Origin of the sequence: Erythrobacter sp. (genome assembly GCF_040217515.1) — a bacterium.
Lineage (GTDB): Bacteria > Pseudomonadota > Alphaproteobacteria > Sphingomonadales > Sphingomonadaceae > Erythrobacter.
Map to the genome: position 1 here is coordinate 147,276 of NZ_JAVJPT010000011.1, position 16,399 is coordinate 163,674.

Genomic DNA, 16,399 nt, shown 5'->3' on the forward strand with positions numbered 1-16,399 from the left:
CGCCGCGGCGCGCTAGCTCTCGTCCGTGGTGAACGTGGCCCAACGGTCGCGTTCGGGCAGGCCTTCGCGGATGTCGTCGGCCGGATTGGGATCGATGTAATTGCCCTGCCGGTGGAGATGCGCCTTGCCGATCATGTTCGCCGTGATCGGCGCGGCGATGAACAGGAAAATCGTGATCAGCAGCTCGTGCAGGGTGTAGCGACCCTCGTGTACCGGCCAGAAGATCATCGACGCGATCAGCACGCCGCCCACGCCGAGGGTTGTCGCCTTGGTCGGGCCGTGCAGCCGGGTCATCAACGAAGGCAGGCGCACCAGCCCCCAGCTGCCCACCAGCGCAAAGCCCGCCCCGACAAGGATCAGCGCGGCGATGAGAAAATCGGCGATCTGGACGGCGAGCGTACTCATTCGACGATGTCTCCGCGCAGCAGGAACTTGGTATAGGCGACCGTGCCGACGAATCCGACCATGGCGAGCAGCAGGCTCGCCTCGAAATAGAAGGTCGACCTTTCATAGATGCCGTAAAGCACGATCAGCGCGATCGCGTTGATCAGCATGGTGTCGAGCGCGAGGATGCGGTCTCCGCGCGTCGGCCCCCTGAGCAGGCGATAGAGGTTCAGGACCAGCGCGAGTGCGATGATCGCGAACCCGGCGGAAACGGCGAAATCGATCATCGGAAAACCCTTTTCAGGCGCGCTTCGTAGCGCGACTTGATCCGCGCGACCGCTTCTTCGCGGTCATCGACGTCGAGCGCGTGGACCAGGAGCAACCGACCGCAGGCGCTCACATCGGTGGAGACGGTGCCCGGCGTAAGGCTGATCGTGCCCGCCAGCGCGGTGATCGCCTCGGGCTGGGTCAGCTCGAGCGGGACGACCAGCCAGGCCGAGTGGAGGTCGCGGTCACGCTTGGTCAGGATTATCCACGCGACTTCGAAATTGGCGACCACGATGTCCCACAGCACGACAAGCAGGTATTCGGCCATGGCCCAGCCGAAGCGCAGCCGGGGTTTCTCGCGCCAATAGGGCGAAGTGAAGAGCGGGATCGTGATCGCGACGATTGCCGCCATGATGATCGATCCCCAGCTGACGGTGTTCGCCAACAGCACCCAGAACACCGCAAGGAGTCCGGAAAGGCCGGGATGGGGGAAGAGATTGCGGATCACCTGAGCCCCTCTCCCTGCAGTAACGAATTGCCCAGCACCGCTTCGATATAGGGCGTGCGCTCGAACAATTGCGCGCTCGTCGCACCGGCATAGTCGGTCACCGGCCCGGCGAAGACGGTCAGCGCGGCGACCAGCGCAAGGAGGCTCCAGGCCGGGACGGTCTCGAGCGGATGGCGGCCGGCGGGCGCTTCGACAGGTTCGCCCTCGGCCTTCCAGAACAGCGTGCTGCCCGCCCGCACGAGGCCGAGAATGGCGAAGAACGTGCCGGCCAGCACCGCAGCCCAGATCCACGGGGCGAGCGATGCCCCCGCGCTCGCATCGAGGATGAGCAGCTTGCCCACGAAGCCCGACAGCGGCGGCAGCCCGGCCAGCGCGATGGCCGCGAGCATGAACAGCACCGACACCCGTCCGATGCGGGCAAAGGGACGTCCGGGGGCGAGGCGATCCTCATCCGCGCCGCGCGCGCGGCGCACGAGATCGGTGACGAGGAAGACGAGCGCGCCCGCCAGCACCGAATGCGGCATGTAATAGAGCGCCGCCGCGATTCCTTCGGGCGTGAACAGGCCGACCGCGACGAGCAGCGTGCCGGTCGACCCGATCACGCCGAAGGCGGCGAGGCTGCGCAGGTTACGGGCCGCGAGCACGCCGAAATAGCCCGCGAGGATCGTCAGCATCGCGGCCGGAAGCATCCACACCGCCGGGGCGAAGGCCGCCGCGCCCGCTTCCGCTCCGAAAATCAGCACCGTTACGCGGATTATCGGATAGACCCCCGCCTTGGTAAGGATCGCGAACAGGGCGGCGACGGTGGGAGACGTCGAGGCATAGGTCTGCGGCAGCCACAAATGGAGCGGCAGCAGCGCCGCCTTCAAGGCGAAGACGGCGACCAGCAATTGCGCGCCCACCCGGATCAGCGGCTGGTCGCCCGCAGGCGCCTGGGCCACGCGCAGCGCCATGTCGGCCATGTTGAGTGTGCCGGTCACCCCATAAAGTATGCCGACCGCGATCAGGAACAGGGTCGAGCCGACAAGGTTGACGACGACATATTTGACGCCCGCATGGAGCCGCTGCTGGCCCTGGCCGTGCAGCATCAGGCCATATGAGGCGATCAGCAGCACCTCGAAGAAGACGAACAGGTTGAACAGGTCGCCGGTCAGGAACGAGCCATTGAGGCCGAGCAGCTGGAACTGGAACAGCGGATGGAAATGCATCCCCCGCCGGTCGAGCCCGGTCCATACCGCATGGGCGAGCACGAACACGGCGAGCACGCTGGTGAGCAGGACCATCAGTGCCGAAAGCCGATCGAGCACCAGCACGATGCCGAATGGCGCGGGCCAGTCCCCCAGCTCGTAGGTCGTGATCGTCCCGTCGCGCGCGGTCTGGAAGAGCGCGAGGGCGCTGGCGAGGATCAGCAGGGTCGAAAGGGCCGAGAGAATCCGGGCCCAATTCGTCAGGCGAATTCGGCGCACGAGGCTCACCGCCGCGACGAGGGCGGGGAGCAGGATCGGCACGATCACGAGGTCGCTCATCCTTCGTCCTCCCGCCGCTGGCGTTCGAGCACGTCTTCGTGATCGGGAGCATCATCGGGGTCGCCGTCGACATGGTCCGAACCGCTTTCGAGATAGGCGCGCAGGGCCAGCACCACGACGAATGCCGACATGCCGAAAGAGATGACGATCGCGGTCAGCACCAGCGCCTGCGGCAGCGGATCGGTGTATTCGGCCACATCCTTGCCGTAGATCGGCGGGCGGTCGACCATCAGCCGGCCCATCGCGAACAGGAAGACGTTGATCGCATAGGACAGCATGGCGATCCCGAGCACGACCGGAAACGTCCGCTTGCGCAGGGTAAGGTAGACACCCGCGGCGGTCAGCACGCCGATTCCGGTGGCGAGCAGGAATTCGATGCTCAAGGAGACGCTCAAGTGCCCGGCTCCTTCGGCCGCGAGGGATCGATGTCCATCGGGTATTGCGATCGCTCGAGCTTTTCCGCCCGCTGGGCCGCGCCGGAAAGCTGGGCGAGGGCGAGCATCACCGCGCCGACCACCGTTAGCGCCACGCCGATATCGAACAGCATGGCGGTGGCCAGCTCGATTTCGCCGACGAGCGGCAGGTGGAAATAGTCGAAGGCCGAGGTGAGGAAGGGCTTGCCGAAAGCGAGCGATCCCAGCCCGGTCGCCGCCGCGATCAGCACGCCTGCCGAAATCAGGGCGTGGCGTTCCGTCCGGCGGCGCTCTTCGGCCCATTCGAAGCCCGAGGCCATGTACTGGATGAGCAGCGCGATCGAGAAGACGAGTCCGGCGATGAAGCCCCCGCCGGGCAGGTTGTGGCCCCGCAGGAAGATGTAGAGCGCAACCGCCAGCGCGAGCGGCAGGATCAGCCGTCCGGCGACGACCAGCATCATCGGATGGCGTTCGGGCGAGCGGATCTGGTCGGGAATCCAGGCGAGCAGGCGCTGGCCGGATTCGCCGCGCACCGCGGTCTTGAGCAGGGCATAGATGCCGATCGCCGCGATCCCCAGCACGATGATCTCGCCGAAGGTGTCAAAGCCGCGGAAATCCACGAGGATGACGTTGACGACATTCGTGCCGCCGCCGCCGGGCTTCGACATTTCCCAGTGATAGGAGGAGATCGGGTCGGCGACGTTTCGGGTCATGACCGCATAGGCGAGCCAGGCGACACCGCCGCCCACCGCGCTCGCCAGCGCCCCGTCGCGCACCCGGCGCGACAGCGAGCTGATCGAACGCGGTGCCTTGGGCAGCAGATTGAGAGCGAGCAGCAGCAGCAGGATCGTTACCACCTCGACCGAGATCTGCGTCAACGCGAGATCCGGCGCGGAGAGGAAAACGAACGCGAGCGAGACGATCAGCCCGACGATGCTGATATAGATGAGCGAGAGGAAGCGCCGCGTTTCCGACATCACGACTGCCACCGCGCCGCCAATCAGGATTGCCCACGATATCAGCGCGACCGGCGAGGCGGGGATCGGCGTGCGTTCGCCGGGCATGTGCCCGCCTGCGCTCATCCCCTCGATCCCGAGCGCGAGCGCAGTGAGGAAAAAGACGAACAGCGTGCGCGGCAGCGAACCGGTATGCACGCCTTCGGTCACGCGGCGGCTCGCGGCGACGAGTCTTTCGACCCCGCCGTCGAACAATCGCTTCGCGACCGGGACCGGAAGCCCGTGCCAGATCCGCTCGGCAAAGCCGTGGCGCCAGAGCAGCGCCGCGCCCCCTGCGACGGCGATGACGCTCATCAGCAGGGCGAGGGTGAAACCGTGCCACAGGCTGAGGTAATAATAGGGCAGCTCGTCGTCCTGCACGACCGCCCGCGAGACGCTTTCGACGAGAGTCCCGGCAAAGGTGGTCGGGAAGAGGCCGATCAGCACGACCAGCGCCACGAGCACGGCGGGCGGGCCCCACAGGCCGATGCCCGGATCGTGCGGGCTGTTGGGATAATCCTCGCGCTTCGGCCCGAAATAGACTCCGTAGACATAGCGAAAGGAATAGGCCGCCGAGAGCAGCGATCCGATCGTCACCGCGACCGGAAGCAGCCATGGCATCCCTGCCCAGGCCGTGTGCGTTGCCTCCTCCAGCATCATTTCCTTGGAGATGAAGCCGTTGAAAGGCGGAAGGCCCGCCATGGAAAGCCCCGCGATCGTGCCGGAAATCCCTGCGATCGGCATCAGGGAGAACAGGCCGCCCAGCCGCTTGATGTCGCGCGTTCCGGCATCGTGATCGACAATGCCCGCATTCATGAAGAGCGCGGCCTTGAAAGTCGCGTGGTTGATGATGTGGAACACCGCCACCACCGCTGCCATCTTCGTGCCGAACCCCAGCAGCATGGTGAGTAGGCCCAGATGGCTGACCGTCGAATAGGCGAGCAGGCCCTTGAGATCGTCCTTGAACAGCGCGATCGCGGCGGCGACCACCATCGTCACCAGCCCCGTCGTCGCACCGAGATAGAACCACAGATCGGTCCCTGCGAGCACCGGCCACAGCCGCGCCATCAGGAACACGCCCGCTTTCACCATGGTCGCGCTGTGGAGATAAGCCGAGACCGGGGTCGGCGCGGCCATGGCGTGGGGCAGCCAGAAATGAAACGGGAACTGCGCCGACTTGGTGAAACAGCCCAGCAGGATGAGCACCAGAGCCACCGGATAAAGCGGCGAGGCTTGCACCACTTCGCGCGCGGCGAGAATTTCGGTCAGGTCATAAGTGCCTGCGATCGTGCCGAGCAGCACCATACCCCCGATCAGCGCGAGCCCCCCGCCGCCGGTGACGGCAAGCGCCATGCGCGCGCCCTGACGCCCTTCCGGCTTGTGCGACCAGAACCCGATCAGGAGGAACGAGGAAAGGCTCGTCATCTCCCAGAAGACCAGCATGAACAGGATGTTGTCGGCGAGCACGATCCCCAGCATCGCTCCCTGGAACAGCATCAGGAAGGCGAAGAAGCGACCCGAGTCCTCCTCGTTCGAAAGGTAGAAGGTCGCATAGGCGATCACCAGCACCCCGATGCCCAGGATCAGCCCGGCGAACAGCAGACCGAGCGGATCGAGAAAGAAGCTCGCATCGAGACCGAGCGCGGGAATCCACGAATGGCGCTCTGTAAGCACCTGCCCGCCGAGCACGGCCGGAGCGCGCAGCAGGACGAGCGCCAGCGCGGCCGCCGCGAACCCGCCCGCGATCGCGCCGTGCACCTGCCGCGAACCGCCTGAGGGCAGGCTGCCGCCAACGATCGCGAGAGCGAGCGCGCCGGCAAAGGGAAGCAGCGATATCGTCAACAGGTCCAAGATGGTGCTCCGGGCCAGGTTGGCGGTTCGAGTGGCTATCGGCGGGGCGGTAAGGATGCGCCCCCGGTTGGTCCTTTGCGCATCGCACCAGCGCCGTAAAGGAAATTTCCCGCAGGCGCACCTTGCGCGATGGAGGTGCAAGGCTGCCGACGTCGGACAAGCGCACAGAAAAGGCTTGCAAGCTCTCGCCGGGGACCTTCAGAAATTGTCAAGTCCCTCCCTGCGCGCATCGGCGTTATTGAAATCGGCCTGTCTCAGCGATAGAGCGAAACAAGGTTGAGGGGGTCGCCTTGACATGGGAGTGCTGGATTTCTGGCAGGTGTTGGCGCTGTTCCAGCACGAGTTGCTGCTGTTCGCAGCCGTGTTTTTCCTGATCGGCGCGATCGACGACATCGCGATCGATCTGCTTTGGCTATGGCTTCGGGCGCGCGGCCGCATCGCGACCGGGCGGCTCGACCGCACGGAACTGCGCGCAGGCCGACTGAAGGGGCGTGCGGCGGTTTTCATTCCCGCCTGGTCCGAGGCCTCGGTGATCCGGGACACGCTCGCGCGGATGCTCGCCGCATGGCCACAGAAGGACCTGCGCATCTATGTCGGATGCTATCGCAACGATCCGGCGACCATCGCCGCCGCCATGCGCGCCGCGCCGGGCGACGCGCGGCTACGGATCGTGATCCACGACCGCGACGGCCCCTCGACCAAGGCCGACTGCCTCAACCGCCTCTATCGCGCGCTGCGCGCGGACGAACGTCGGATGGGCGAGCCCTTCGCCATGGTCGCGTTCCACGATGCCGAAGACATCGTCGATCCCGCTGCGCTCGGCCTTCTCGACGCGGCGATCGCGCGTGGCGCGTCTTTCGTCCAATTGCCGGTCGAGCCACTGGCCCGCCAGGAGGGCGGCTTTCTCGCGCGGCATCTCGGCAGCCATTACTGCGAGGAATTCGCCGAAGCGCATGGCAAGGACATGGTCCTGCGCGACGCGCTCGGAGCGGCCCTGCCCGCTGCCGGGGTCGGCTGCGCGGTCGCACGCGGAGCGCTTGAATTGCTCTGCGAGCGCGCGGAAGGTGACGCGGCACAGTCCGGACCCTTTCGGGCGGATTCGCTGACCGAGGATTACGAACTCGGCCTTGGCATTGCCCAATTCGGAGGGGCCTGCCGATTCGTGCGTGCGCGCGGAGAGGACGGTCGGCTGATCGCCACCCGCGCCTATTTTCCCGACCGTCTCGAACACGTCCTGCGCCAGAAAACGCGGTGGGTCCACGGGATCGCGCTGCAGGGCTGGGATCGGATCGGCTGGGGCGGCAGTTGGCTCGAGACATGGATGCGCGCGCGCGATCGCCGCGGGCCGATGACCGCGCTGGTGCTGGCACTCGGCTACACCCTGCTGGCGGTGACGGCGGCTCTGTGGACCGCGCAGGGGCTCGGGCTTGCCATGCCGATCGCACCGACACCGCTGCTCGAGGTCCTCCTCATCGCCAATCTGGTGGCCTTCGCGTGGCGCGCCGTTTGGCGGTTCCTGTTCACCGCGAGCGTTTACGGATCGGGTGAGGGGCTGCGCGCGGTGCTGCGCATCCCGCTTGCCAATACTGTCGCGATCATTGCCGGGCGGCGCGCGGTGACGGCCTATGCACGCACGCTCGCCGGGCGTGCGATCGAATGGGACAAGACACCTCATGCGAGCCTTCCGACGAACCCGTCCGGCACGCTCTCCGATCGACGCCCCGGGTCCTTGGGCGCGCCCGCTTTAGAGCCCCTGCATGTCCCTTCGCGCCCCGCCCGCCGAACGAAACGCGGCTCCGACCCGGCGCGCGGACTGGTGGCATCGTGACGGCGGGCCGCTCCTCCGCGCAGGCAGGACGAGGGCGCGGGCGGCCGCTTGCGATGCTCCTCGCCTTGCTTGGTGTCTGGGTCGCCGGCCGGGCCGCCTTCTGGGAAAGCCCGCTCGTCGGCCCGGACGGCGATCCGTCCGCCAAGCTCGTCGGGACGAGCGCAAGTCAGCCTGGGTCGACTCGACCCGGACCGGAGCAGGGCGGGACGGAGCGAGCCGGACAGGCCCGCCGGGCTCCGCCGATGGACGGGCGCGGCCTCGCCGCCCAAGATGCCGCCCGAGATGCCGCCCGAGATGCCGCCAAGAAAGAAACCTCGGCGAGCTTCGATCCTTTCGCGCCGGGGCATCGCGCTGTGCGCGGCAGGGGCGGTCGGCGACCGGCGCAATCCCCTTCCGGCTCGTGGCTGGCCCACCAGCACCTGTTCGCGGCGGCAATGCGCGCGACTTTCACGCCCGCCGCCTTTGCGCGCCCCGTCGCGCGAGCGGACAGCGACCCGCCGCCATTCGCCCCGCCGGGATCCGCGCAGGCGACTTCCCCGGCGGGCTTACCTTCGACCGAACGATCGCGCGCTTCGGCTGCGCCCAGTGGGCCCCGACCCGATCGCTGGTCGCTCGATGCATGGGCCTTCTGGCGCGAGGGTTCGGCGAGCGCGCCCGTCTCGCAGGGGCGCGTGCCGATTTACGGGGCGAGCCAGATCGGCGCGAACCTGCAATGGCGTGCCCGTCCTTCCTCGCCGCACGACCCGCGGGCCTATGCACGCGCCTATCGCGCGCTGGTCGAGGGTGGCGAAAGCGAGCTTGCGCTGGGCGTATCGGCCCGTCCTCTGCCGCGCCTGCCGGTGCGCGTGGGGGCCGAAATGCGCGCCATCGACGGGCCTTTCGCCACCGAATTGCGGCCCGGGGTTCTTGCAGTGACCGAATTCGCCCCGGTCCGCCTGCCCTATGACCTTGCGCTCGAGGCCTATGCCCAGGGCGGCTATGTCGGCGGGGAGGCGGCGACGGCGTTCGCCGACGGGCAGATCGCGGTGACCCGCCAGGTGGCGCGGTTCGGATCCGGTCCAGCCGGCCCGATGCGTCTCAGCATCGGTGCGGGCGCTTGGGGCGGCGCACAGCAAGGTTCAAGACGAGTCGATATCGGTCCGACCATGCGGCTCGACCTCAATGTGGGGGAGGTTCCCGCGCGCGTATCGGTGGACTGGCGCGAGCGCGTCGGCGGCGATGCCGCGCCCGCCTCCGGGGTCGCCGCGACGCTTTCGACGCGGTTCTGAACGGCCCACCCGCAAGCCGTCTCCGGAACGGTGACAAAGCCCCGTTTAGCCGTCTTTCAACCGTCCGCGCGCTGGGCTAGGGCAAAAGCCATGGACGTTTACCTGCCCATCGCGAATCTCTCGGTGAATGGCCTTTTCATCGTGCTGCTGGGCGGGCTGACGGGGGTCCTGTCGGGCCTGTTCGGCGTGGGCGGCGGATTCCTGACGACGCCGCTGCTGATCTTCTACGGCATCCCGCCGACCGTCGCCGCCGCATCGGCAGCGACGCAGGTCACCGGGGCGAGCGTATCGGGCGTGCTCGCCCACTCGCGCCGGGGCGGGGTCGATTACCGGATGGGCGCGGTGATGGTCGCCGGCGGGGTGATAGGGGCGTTGCTCGGCGCGGGGCTCTTCCGCCTGTTGCAGGCGCTCGGTCAGATCGATGTCGTCATCAACATGCTCTATGTAGTCATGCTTGGTACGATCGGCTGGCTGATGCTGCGCGAGGCGATTCAGGCGCTCAGGCCGGGCAAGGGCGGCGGCGATGCCGAGCCCAGAAAACGCCGCCACCACCCGCTCGTTGCGGGCCTGCCCTTTCGCTGGCGCTTCTATGCCTCGGGCCTCTACATCTCCCCGCTCGCGCCGTTGATCCTCGGCACGCTGGTCGGCATGCTGACCATGTTGATGGGCGTGGGCGGCGGGTTCATGCTGGTGCCTGCAATGCTCTACATCCTGGGTATGAGCGGCAATGTCGTGGTCGGCACCTCGCTGTTCCAGATCCTGTTCGTGACCATGGTGACGACCATGACCCATGCGCTCACCACCAAGGCGGTCGACATCGTGCTTGCCGGTCTGCTGCTGCTCGGCTCGGTCATGGGGGCGCAGTTCGGGACCCAGGTCGCCATGAAGGCGCGGCCCGAATTGCTGCGGCTGGTGCTCGCCGGCATCGTGCTCGCCATCGCGCTCAGGATGCTGTACGGGCTGGGCGTCCAGCCCGACGAAATATATACCGTGGCCCCGCTGTGATGCACGGCGCCTCGCAGAAGGCGCCCGCGGTCCTTGCGCTGGCGCTCGTGGCCCCCGTCCTGATGGGCCAGCGCGAACCGGTGCTGGTGCCCGAGGTAAGCCAGTCGCGCATCGAGGTGCGGCAGGATTTCACCGGCGCCAACCTGCTGCTTTACGGCGCGATCATCGACCCGGCCGGGCCGGGCAGCGCAAGCGAATACGACATCGTCGTGGTCTTGAAAGGCCCGACCGAGCCGATCCGCATCCGCGAGAAAGAACGCATCGCCGGGATCTGGATGAATGCGGGCTCGACCGATTTCCGCTCCGCCCCGTCCTTTTTCGCGGTTGCCTCCTCGCGGCCTGTCGAGGAGATCGTGGATCCGCGCACCGCGGCGATCTACGAACTGGGCACCGATTTTATCCAGCTTTCGCCCACCGGCGAGATCGATCCGGTCGAGCAGAGCCGCTTTGCCCGAGGCCTGGTGGAAATGCGGCGGCGCGCCGGCCTCTACAAACAGGACCCTGACGGGGTGCGGATCAGCGAGGGCGTGCTCTACCAGGCGCGGATAACATTGCCGTCCAACGTCACCACCGGGGCCTACACCGCGGAAACCTTCGCCATTGCCGAGGGCCGCGTGCTGGCCTCGGCGACCGCCGACATCGAAGTGGTCAAGGCCGGTCTCGAAGGGCGCGTCGTTACCGCCGCCCAGCGTTGGTCGCTGTTCTATGGGCTGGGTGCGATCGTGCTGTCGGTGACGATGGGCTGGATCGCCGGGCGGCTGTTCTCGCGCGTTTGAGCGGCTGGCGGCGCATCGGCGAGAGGCGACGCAGCAGCCATTTCGTTGACCTGATCTTAACCCCGTTTCCGGTAACGCCCGGGCGGTCGGCCGCGGGTCGGCAGGGGCCCGGTCGAGCCGGGTCGTCGCAACCGGACGGGCAGGAAAGGGCCGCGCATGGCCGATATGGGCAAGCACGATTTCGATCGTTTCACGGGGACGCAGCCGGTCGGGGCGGGCAGCGCCGGGACCAACGTGTTCGAAAGCGACGAAACCGACAATGCCCGCATGCCGATCGGCGTCGTACTGGAGATATCCGGCTCCGGCTCGCAGATCGCCTTCGATCTCGCCCGCATCAATGAATGCATGGAGGACGACGACCCCTCGATCGCGCTTGCCGGGCAGGTCGGCAGCCAGATCAAGATCCGGGTCGGCGATGCCTGGCTGCTCGCCAGCGTCCGCGACCAGCGCAAGGACCGGCGCACCGAGGGCGGGATCATCGCCCATATCGACTTCCTTGGCGAAGGGTCGGAGGAAAAGCTCACCGGCCGCATCCACGGTTTCAAACGCGGCGTCACGCGCTATCCGATTCCAGGCGCCATGGTCTATCCCGCAACGACCAAGGACCTCGAACAGATCTACGCCAGCGACGGGCGCGCCAATATCACCATCGGCAAGGTCTTTCCCACCCGCGACATTCGTGCCGGCTTGTACATCGACGCCATGCTCGGCAAGCATTTCGCCCTGCTCGGTTCCACCGGCACAGGCAAGTCGACCAGCGCCGCTCTCATCCTGCATCGCATCTGCGAGGCTGCGCCCGATGGCCATGTGGTCATGATCGACCCGCACGGCGAATACGCCTCCGCCTTCCGCACGACGGGCCAGATTCTCGACGTCTCGAATCTCCAGATGCCCTACTGGCTGATGAATTTCGAGGAGCATTGCGAGGTGCTCCTGACCAGCGACGGCAACCAGCGCCAGGTCGACATGGACATTCTCGCCAAGTGCCTGCTCGCCGCGCGCAGCAAGAACCGCCTTGCCGACACGATGGGCAAGATCACGGTCGATTCGCCGATCCCCTATCTCCTCTCCGACCTTTCCAACATCCTGCAGGACGAGATGGGCAAGCTCGACAAGGCGACCAGTTCGGCCCCCTACATGCGGATCAAGAGCAAGCTCGAGGAACTGAAGGCCGACCCGCGCTACCAGTTCATGTTCTCCGGCATGCTGGTGGGCGACACGATGGCGCATTTCATCTCCAAGGTCTTTCGCATGCCGGGCGAGGGCAAGCCGATCTCGATCATCGATGTCTCGGGCGTACCGTCGGACATCACCTCGACCGTGGTCGCCGTGCTCTCCCGCCTCGTGTTCGACTTCGCGATCTGGGGGCGCGAGGAGAAGACCCGGCCGATCCTGCTCGTATGCGAGGAAGCGCACCGCTACGTCCCCTCCGAAAAGCACGCCGACGGCTCCTCGGTTGCCAAGATCCTCGGCCGCATCGCCAAGGAGGGGCGCAAATACGGCATCAGTCTCGGCCTCATCACCCAGCGCCCGTCCGACCTTGCCGAAGGCGTGCTTTCGCAATGCGGCACGATCATCGCGATGCGCCTCAACAACGATCGCGACCAGGCCTTCGTGAAAGCCGCTATGCCCGAAGGCGCGCGCGGCTTCCTCGATTCGATTCCGGCCCTGCGCAACCGCGAATGCATTATCTGCGGCGAGGGCGTCGCAATCCCGATCCGTGTGACCTTCGACAATCTCGAAGAGCACAAGCGGCCGGCTTCCGAAGACCCGAGCTTCGTCGATCTGTGGAACAGGAGCGGCGGGGAGGACGAACTGGTCCAGCGCGTCGTGCTGCGCTGGCGTTCGCAGGGCTAGGAGCCCTTGTTTTCGCACCCGCATCCGCGGGTGCGTCCTCGGCGCTGTCCTCCCCCCGGATCAAGTCCGGGGTCCGGGGGCCTGCGGCGCGCGCGCTTGCGCTCGCGTTCGCTGGCGCGACCGAACTGCACCGCCTGTCCTTGTCCCTTTCCTTTCGCTCCTCCTCACGTCCCCCGCGTATCGCCGTAGAGATGGATGTGCAGCCGGTCGCTCATGCGAAAGCCATGGTCCAGGCATAAAGGCGCGAGCCATTCCTGCCGCGCGCGCAGCGTCGCGCTGTCGGTGCCTTCGGCCATCAGGAAGACATGGCCCGGCCGGAAGCCATAGCGGGTCTGCAAGGCGAGCACTTCCTCGACATCTCCGGGCGAGGCGATCACGAACTTGAAGAAGGCGCGGGTGTCGGTCGCATAGTCGTCGAGCCGTTCGGGGATCAGGGCAAGGTCGCCCGGATTGCCGCTATGCGAAAGCTTGGGGCTGACATTGTACTGGTCGACGCGCACGTCGAGCCGGGGCGGAGCCTTCACGGTCCCGTTGGTCTCGATCTCCACGGTCATGTCGGGCAGGTGTTCGAGCATCTCGGCGAGCTTGCCCCCCTGCAACAGCGGCTCGCCCCCGGTGATGACCAGCCGCGACTGCCCCAGCGTCGCGATCCGCTCCGCCGCTTGCTTCGGGGAAAGCGCGATCTGGTTCGCCTTGCGCTCGAACACCGTGTCGTCGCGATGCGGGCGATTGTCGCCTTCAAAGCGCCACGTATAGGCGGTGTCGCACCACGTGCAGGCAAGGTTGCAGCGCGACAGGCGCACGAAAGCAACCGGTATACCCATGCTCGGCCCCTCTCCCTGCAGGCTGGCGAAGACTTCCGGCGCGCCCTTATCGTCTGTGGCAAGCACGAGGCTCATGCCGCAATCCCGTGCAAAGGTGACAAAGGTGACACCGTGTCACCTTTTCGAGCGGGTGAAAAAGAGCCTTCGATCAGGTGCTTGCGCGCAAAATCGATGCCCGGACGGACAGGGGGAGGGGCGCTTGAAACAGGGCCGGGGCGAGCGTTCATGCCTGCGCCTATGCCACGAATTGGCGACGTAGGAAATTTGCGCGGCGGTCCCCTGCAGCGGGATGCCGGCTTTCGGGCTCCGTCCTGCCGCGCGTGGGAGGGGTGCGGCGTTCGGGCAAGGCCGCAGCCTTCCCCCTGGGCAGGGCGAAACTCTCAACCAATTCGTAGGATTAGCGGTTAAGATGGAATTGCCGCAACGGCGCTTTGGCCCGAGGGGAAGGGGCCGACATATCGGTTCTGCGTTTCGTGCTGTCGCGGTTCGAGGCCGTGGGCCGCAGTGCGCCCGTCCCCTGGAAATTTGTTTCGAAGGGGAAATCACATGAAGAACATCCTGCTTGTTTCGACCGCGCTTACGCTGGGAATCGGCGCATCGCTGATGGTGCCGACCGAAGAGGCGCGGGCCGACGACTGCCTGCTCGACCGCGACGATGACGGCAATGTCGACCTGGGCGACGGCCGTCCGGCGGTTGACTGGCCGTCTTTCGCCCGGACGATGGAGCCGAGCCAAGAGGCAATCGCAATCCGAGAAGTGAATTATTATTATAGCACAATCGAGAATTACAATATTATGTACGCGTAAACTGTCGCAAATTTGTAATAAATTGTCTATCTTCTGCTTCATGCTTCTAGCCGATTCGACTGTCTATTGATCAGCCAAGAATCGAATTGGTCCTGTTCGAAGCTTTAGTGAAGAAGGGGATAGAAATGCGCAATTCATACCTGATCTCGACCGCGCTTGCTTTCGGGGTGGTCGCCTCATTCGCCGTGCCGGTGGATCAGGTGCGAGCGGAAGACTGCTTGCTCGACCGCGATGATGATGGGGTGGTCGATCTGGCTCCGGTCGACGGTGATGGCGGGGCGGATTCGAATGGAAGTAATGGCAGCCTCGCCTGCGGAGTTCAGGCGGACGCTACCGGTGTGTCCTCTACCGCGGTCGGCCCGGCCGCTGCGGCAACCGACACCAATTCCTCGGCCTTTGGGTCTGGCGCGGATGCAACGGCTGTGCGGTCGACCGCATTGGGCAGTAACACTCTCGCAACTGGTCGAGTATCAACCGCTGCCGGCTACGACGCGAGAGCGCTGGCCGAACATGCGACTGCGGTCGGAAGCGGGTCCAGAGCCCAGGGCGAAAACGCGACAGCCATCGGAACGAACGCCTTCGCCAATGTCGATGGCTCCACGGCCATTGGACATTTTGCACTCGCGGATGGTGTACGCGGGACGGCTGTCGGCCTTTCTTCGGTTGCGATAGGCACCGATTCGGTCGCGTTGGGACGGAGCGCCGCAGCTGTCCAAGAAGATGGCGTCGCGATCGGAAGCCTGGCCTCTGCTCAGGGCATCGCCAGCATCGCTATCGGACGAACAGCGGCTGTGGCCGATAACGCCATTTCAATCGGTCAGAGTACCGGTGGTGCGCGCGCGACGAGTGCGATCGCAATCGGACACGAAAGCGAGGCGCGCGGTATCGCCGGTGTCGCAATCGGCGAGGGTTCCGATGCCTTCGCCTTGCGCGGCATCGCGATCGGCAGCGACGGCGATACGAATCTTGTTTCGGTCAATGCGGCGAGAGCGCTCGGCGAGGATTCCATCGCCTTGGGTACGAACTCCACCGGGTTCGAGCAGGACTCGATAGCGGTCGGAACCAACAGCTTCGCCTCGTCCGAACGCGCCGTGGCCCTTGGTGCGGATGCGAACGCCGATGGATTGAATGCCCTTTCGTTCGGCGCGCGTTCGGATGCATTGGCAGCCAGCGCCATCGCCATCGGCGGCGATGGTAGCGATGCGGACAGCGAAGGCGCCCAGGCGAGCGGCCAGGCCTCCATTGCGATCGGCGCAGACTCCCAAAGCTCCGCGAATGATACGGTCGCGATAGGTACCCTCGCAACTGCAAACAGTATTGAAGGGGTTGCGGTAGGGCGATCGGCTCGCGCCGAAGGTGCCTCTTCGGTCTCGGTCGGTGTATTCGCCCGGGCAACGCAATCGAACAATGTGGCGATCGGCATAGCGTCATTGGCAAGCGGGTTTTCGGCAGTCGCACTCGGCGGCGGGGCCGAGGCGTTTGGCGACGAGTCGATATCCATCGGCCTGCGAACCGCCGCCCAGGGAGCCGGCGCCATTGCGATGGGCGGCGACGGCGGCGACGCCGGCAATGACGGCGCGCAGGCAACCAGCACAGGAGCGGTTGCGATCGGCGTCGACAGCGGTGCGTTGGGCATCCGCGCGGTTGCGCTGGGCCAACGGGCAAGTGCGACGGGAGGAAACGCGACCGCACTCGGCACGTTCGCGTCCGCAGCCGGCACGGGTGCGATTGCGATCGGGGACTCGGCAAGCGCATTTACGAACGACACGATCGCCATGGGCTACCAGGCGGCTGCAACGGGCACGTCAGCGATCGGCATCGGCCGAAATTCTGATGCCAGCGCCATCGGCGCGATCGCGATCGGCGGCGATGGGGCGGACAGCGGGACCGACGGCGCGCAGGCGACGGGTGTCAATTCCATCGCTTTCGGCGTCGACACGCAGGCGACGGAAGAGGGCGCCTCGGCGGTGGGGCAGGATGCGGCGGCTCTCGCGCGCAACGGCTCGGCTTTCGGCAACGGGGCGCAGGTCACCGAGACCGGGGTCAGCGGCACGGCGGCGGGCTTCCTCGCGCGGGCCGAGGGGACGGCG

At 66.2% G+C, this 16,399-nt stretch carries 13 protein-coding genes and 1 pseudogene; 7 read left to right on the forward strand and 7 right to left on the reverse strand.

The features are described from left to right. Positions 1-12: 12 nt before the first annotated feature. From RIB52_RS13110 to RIB52_RS13135, 6 genes are read right to left on the reverse strand one after another with little or no spacing between them, the layout of a single operon-like run. Entirely contained in the window at positions 13-405 is a 393-nt protein-coding gene (locus RIB52_RS13110; RefSeq protein WP_350176237.1) for a Na+/H+ antiporter subunit G, read from the reverse strand. After that, a complete protein-coding gene (locus RIB52_RS13115) occupies positions 402-671 on the reverse strand; it encodes a K+/H+ antiporter subunit F (protein WP_350176239.1) in 270 nt (89 codons plus the stop codon). Before RIB52_RS13115 ends, RIB52_RS13110 begins: the two co-directional genes overlap by 4 nt. Next, on the reverse strand, positions 668-1,159 hold the full coding sequence (locus RIB52_RS13120; protein ID WP_350176241.1) for a Na+/H+ antiporter subunit E: 492 nt from the start codon (positions 1,157-1,159) through the stop codon (positions 668-670). Before RIB52_RS13120 ends, RIB52_RS13115 begins: the two co-directional genes overlap by 4 nt. Next, positions 1,156-2,685, reverse strand: coding sequence for a monovalent cation/H+ antiporter subunit D (locus tag RIB52_RS13125; RefSeq protein WP_350176243.1), 1,530 nt, complete (start codon positions 2,683-2,685; stop codon positions 1,156-1,158). The genes RIB52_RS13120 and RIB52_RS13125 overlap by 4 nt, the downstream gene beginning before the upstream one ends. Next, entirely contained in the window at positions 2,682-3,080 is a 399-nt protein-coding gene (locus RIB52_RS13130; protein ID WP_502879542.1) for a Na+/H+ antiporter subunit C, read from the reverse strand. The genes RIB52_RS13125 and RIB52_RS13130 overlap by 4 nt, the downstream gene beginning before the upstream one ends. Further along, positions 3,077-5,944 (reverse strand): monovalent cation/H+ antiporter subunit A, encoded by a 2,868-nt coding sequence (locus tag RIB52_RS13135; RefSeq protein ID WP_350176245.1) that lies wholly within the window; start codon positions 5,942-5,944, stop codon positions 3,077-3,079. Before RIB52_RS13135 ends, RIB52_RS13130 begins: the two co-directional genes overlap by 4 nt. A gap of 295 nt (positions 5,945-6,239) precedes the next feature. Between RIB52_RS13135 and RIB52_RS13140 the strand changes: the two genes are divergently transcribed. The 5 genes from RIB52_RS13140 to RIB52_RS13160 all read left to right on the forward strand — a co-directional run bounded on the left by RIB52_RS13140 (position 6,240) and on the right by RIB52_RS13160 (position 12,678). Beyond that, a complete protein-coding gene (locus tag RIB52_RS13140; RefSeq protein WP_350176247.1) occupies positions 6,240-7,772 on the forward strand; it encodes a glycosyl transferase family protein in 1,533 nt (510 codons plus the stop codon). Positions 7,773-7,837: 65 nt separating this feature from the next. Then, positions 7,838-9,040, forward strand: coding sequence for a hypothetical protein (locus tag RIB52_RS13145; protein ID WP_350176249.1), 1,203 nt, complete (start codon positions 7,838-7,840; stop codon positions 9,038-9,040). 90 nt (positions 9,041-9,130) lie between these two features. Next, complete coding sequence (locus RIB52_RS13150; protein ID WP_350176251.1) at positions 9,131-10,045, forward strand: sulfite exporter TauE/SafE family protein; 915 nt, start codon at positions 9,131-9,133, stop codon at positions 10,043-10,045. Beyond that, complete coding sequence (locus RIB52_RS13155) at positions 10,045-10,821, forward strand: TIGR02186 family protein (protein WP_502879544.1); 777 nt, start codon at positions 10,045-10,047, stop codon at positions 10,819-10,821. The genes RIB52_RS13150 and RIB52_RS13155 overlap by 1 nt, the downstream gene beginning before the upstream one ends. A gap of 165 nt (positions 10,822-10,986) precedes the next feature. Then, a complete protein-coding gene (locus RIB52_RS13160; RefSeq protein ID WP_502879547.1) occupies positions 10,987-12,678 on the forward strand; it encodes an ATP-binding protein in 1,692 nt (563 codons plus the stop codon). 164 nt (positions 12,679-12,842) lie between these two features. Here the strand turns inward: RIB52_RS13160 and RIB52_RS13165 are convergent, their stop codons facing one another. After that, on the reverse strand, positions 12,843-13,577 hold the full coding sequence (locus tag RIB52_RS13165) for a 7-carboxy-7-deazaguanine synthase QueE (RefSeq protein WP_350176255.1): 735 nt from the start codon (positions 13,575-13,577) through the stop codon (positions 12,843-12,845). Between the two features lie 471 nt (positions 13,578-14,048). On the opposite strand from RIB52_RS13165, the gene RIB52_RS13170 reads away from it, so the two are divergent. Both RIB52_RS13170 and RIB52_RS13175 read left to right on the forward strand, forming a co-directional pair. After that, positions 14,049-14,309 carry a hypothetical protein gene (locus RIB52_RS13170; RefSeq protein ID WP_350176257.1) on the forward strand — a complete coding sequence of 87 codons (261 nt, stop codon included), beginning with the start codon at positions 14,049-14,051 and terminating at the stop codon, positions 14,307-14,309. An 86-nt stretch (positions 14,310-14,395) separates the two neighbouring features. After that, positions 14,396-16,399 (forward strand): annotated as a pseudogene (locus RIB52_RS13175) (hypothetical protein); the annotation flags it as partial.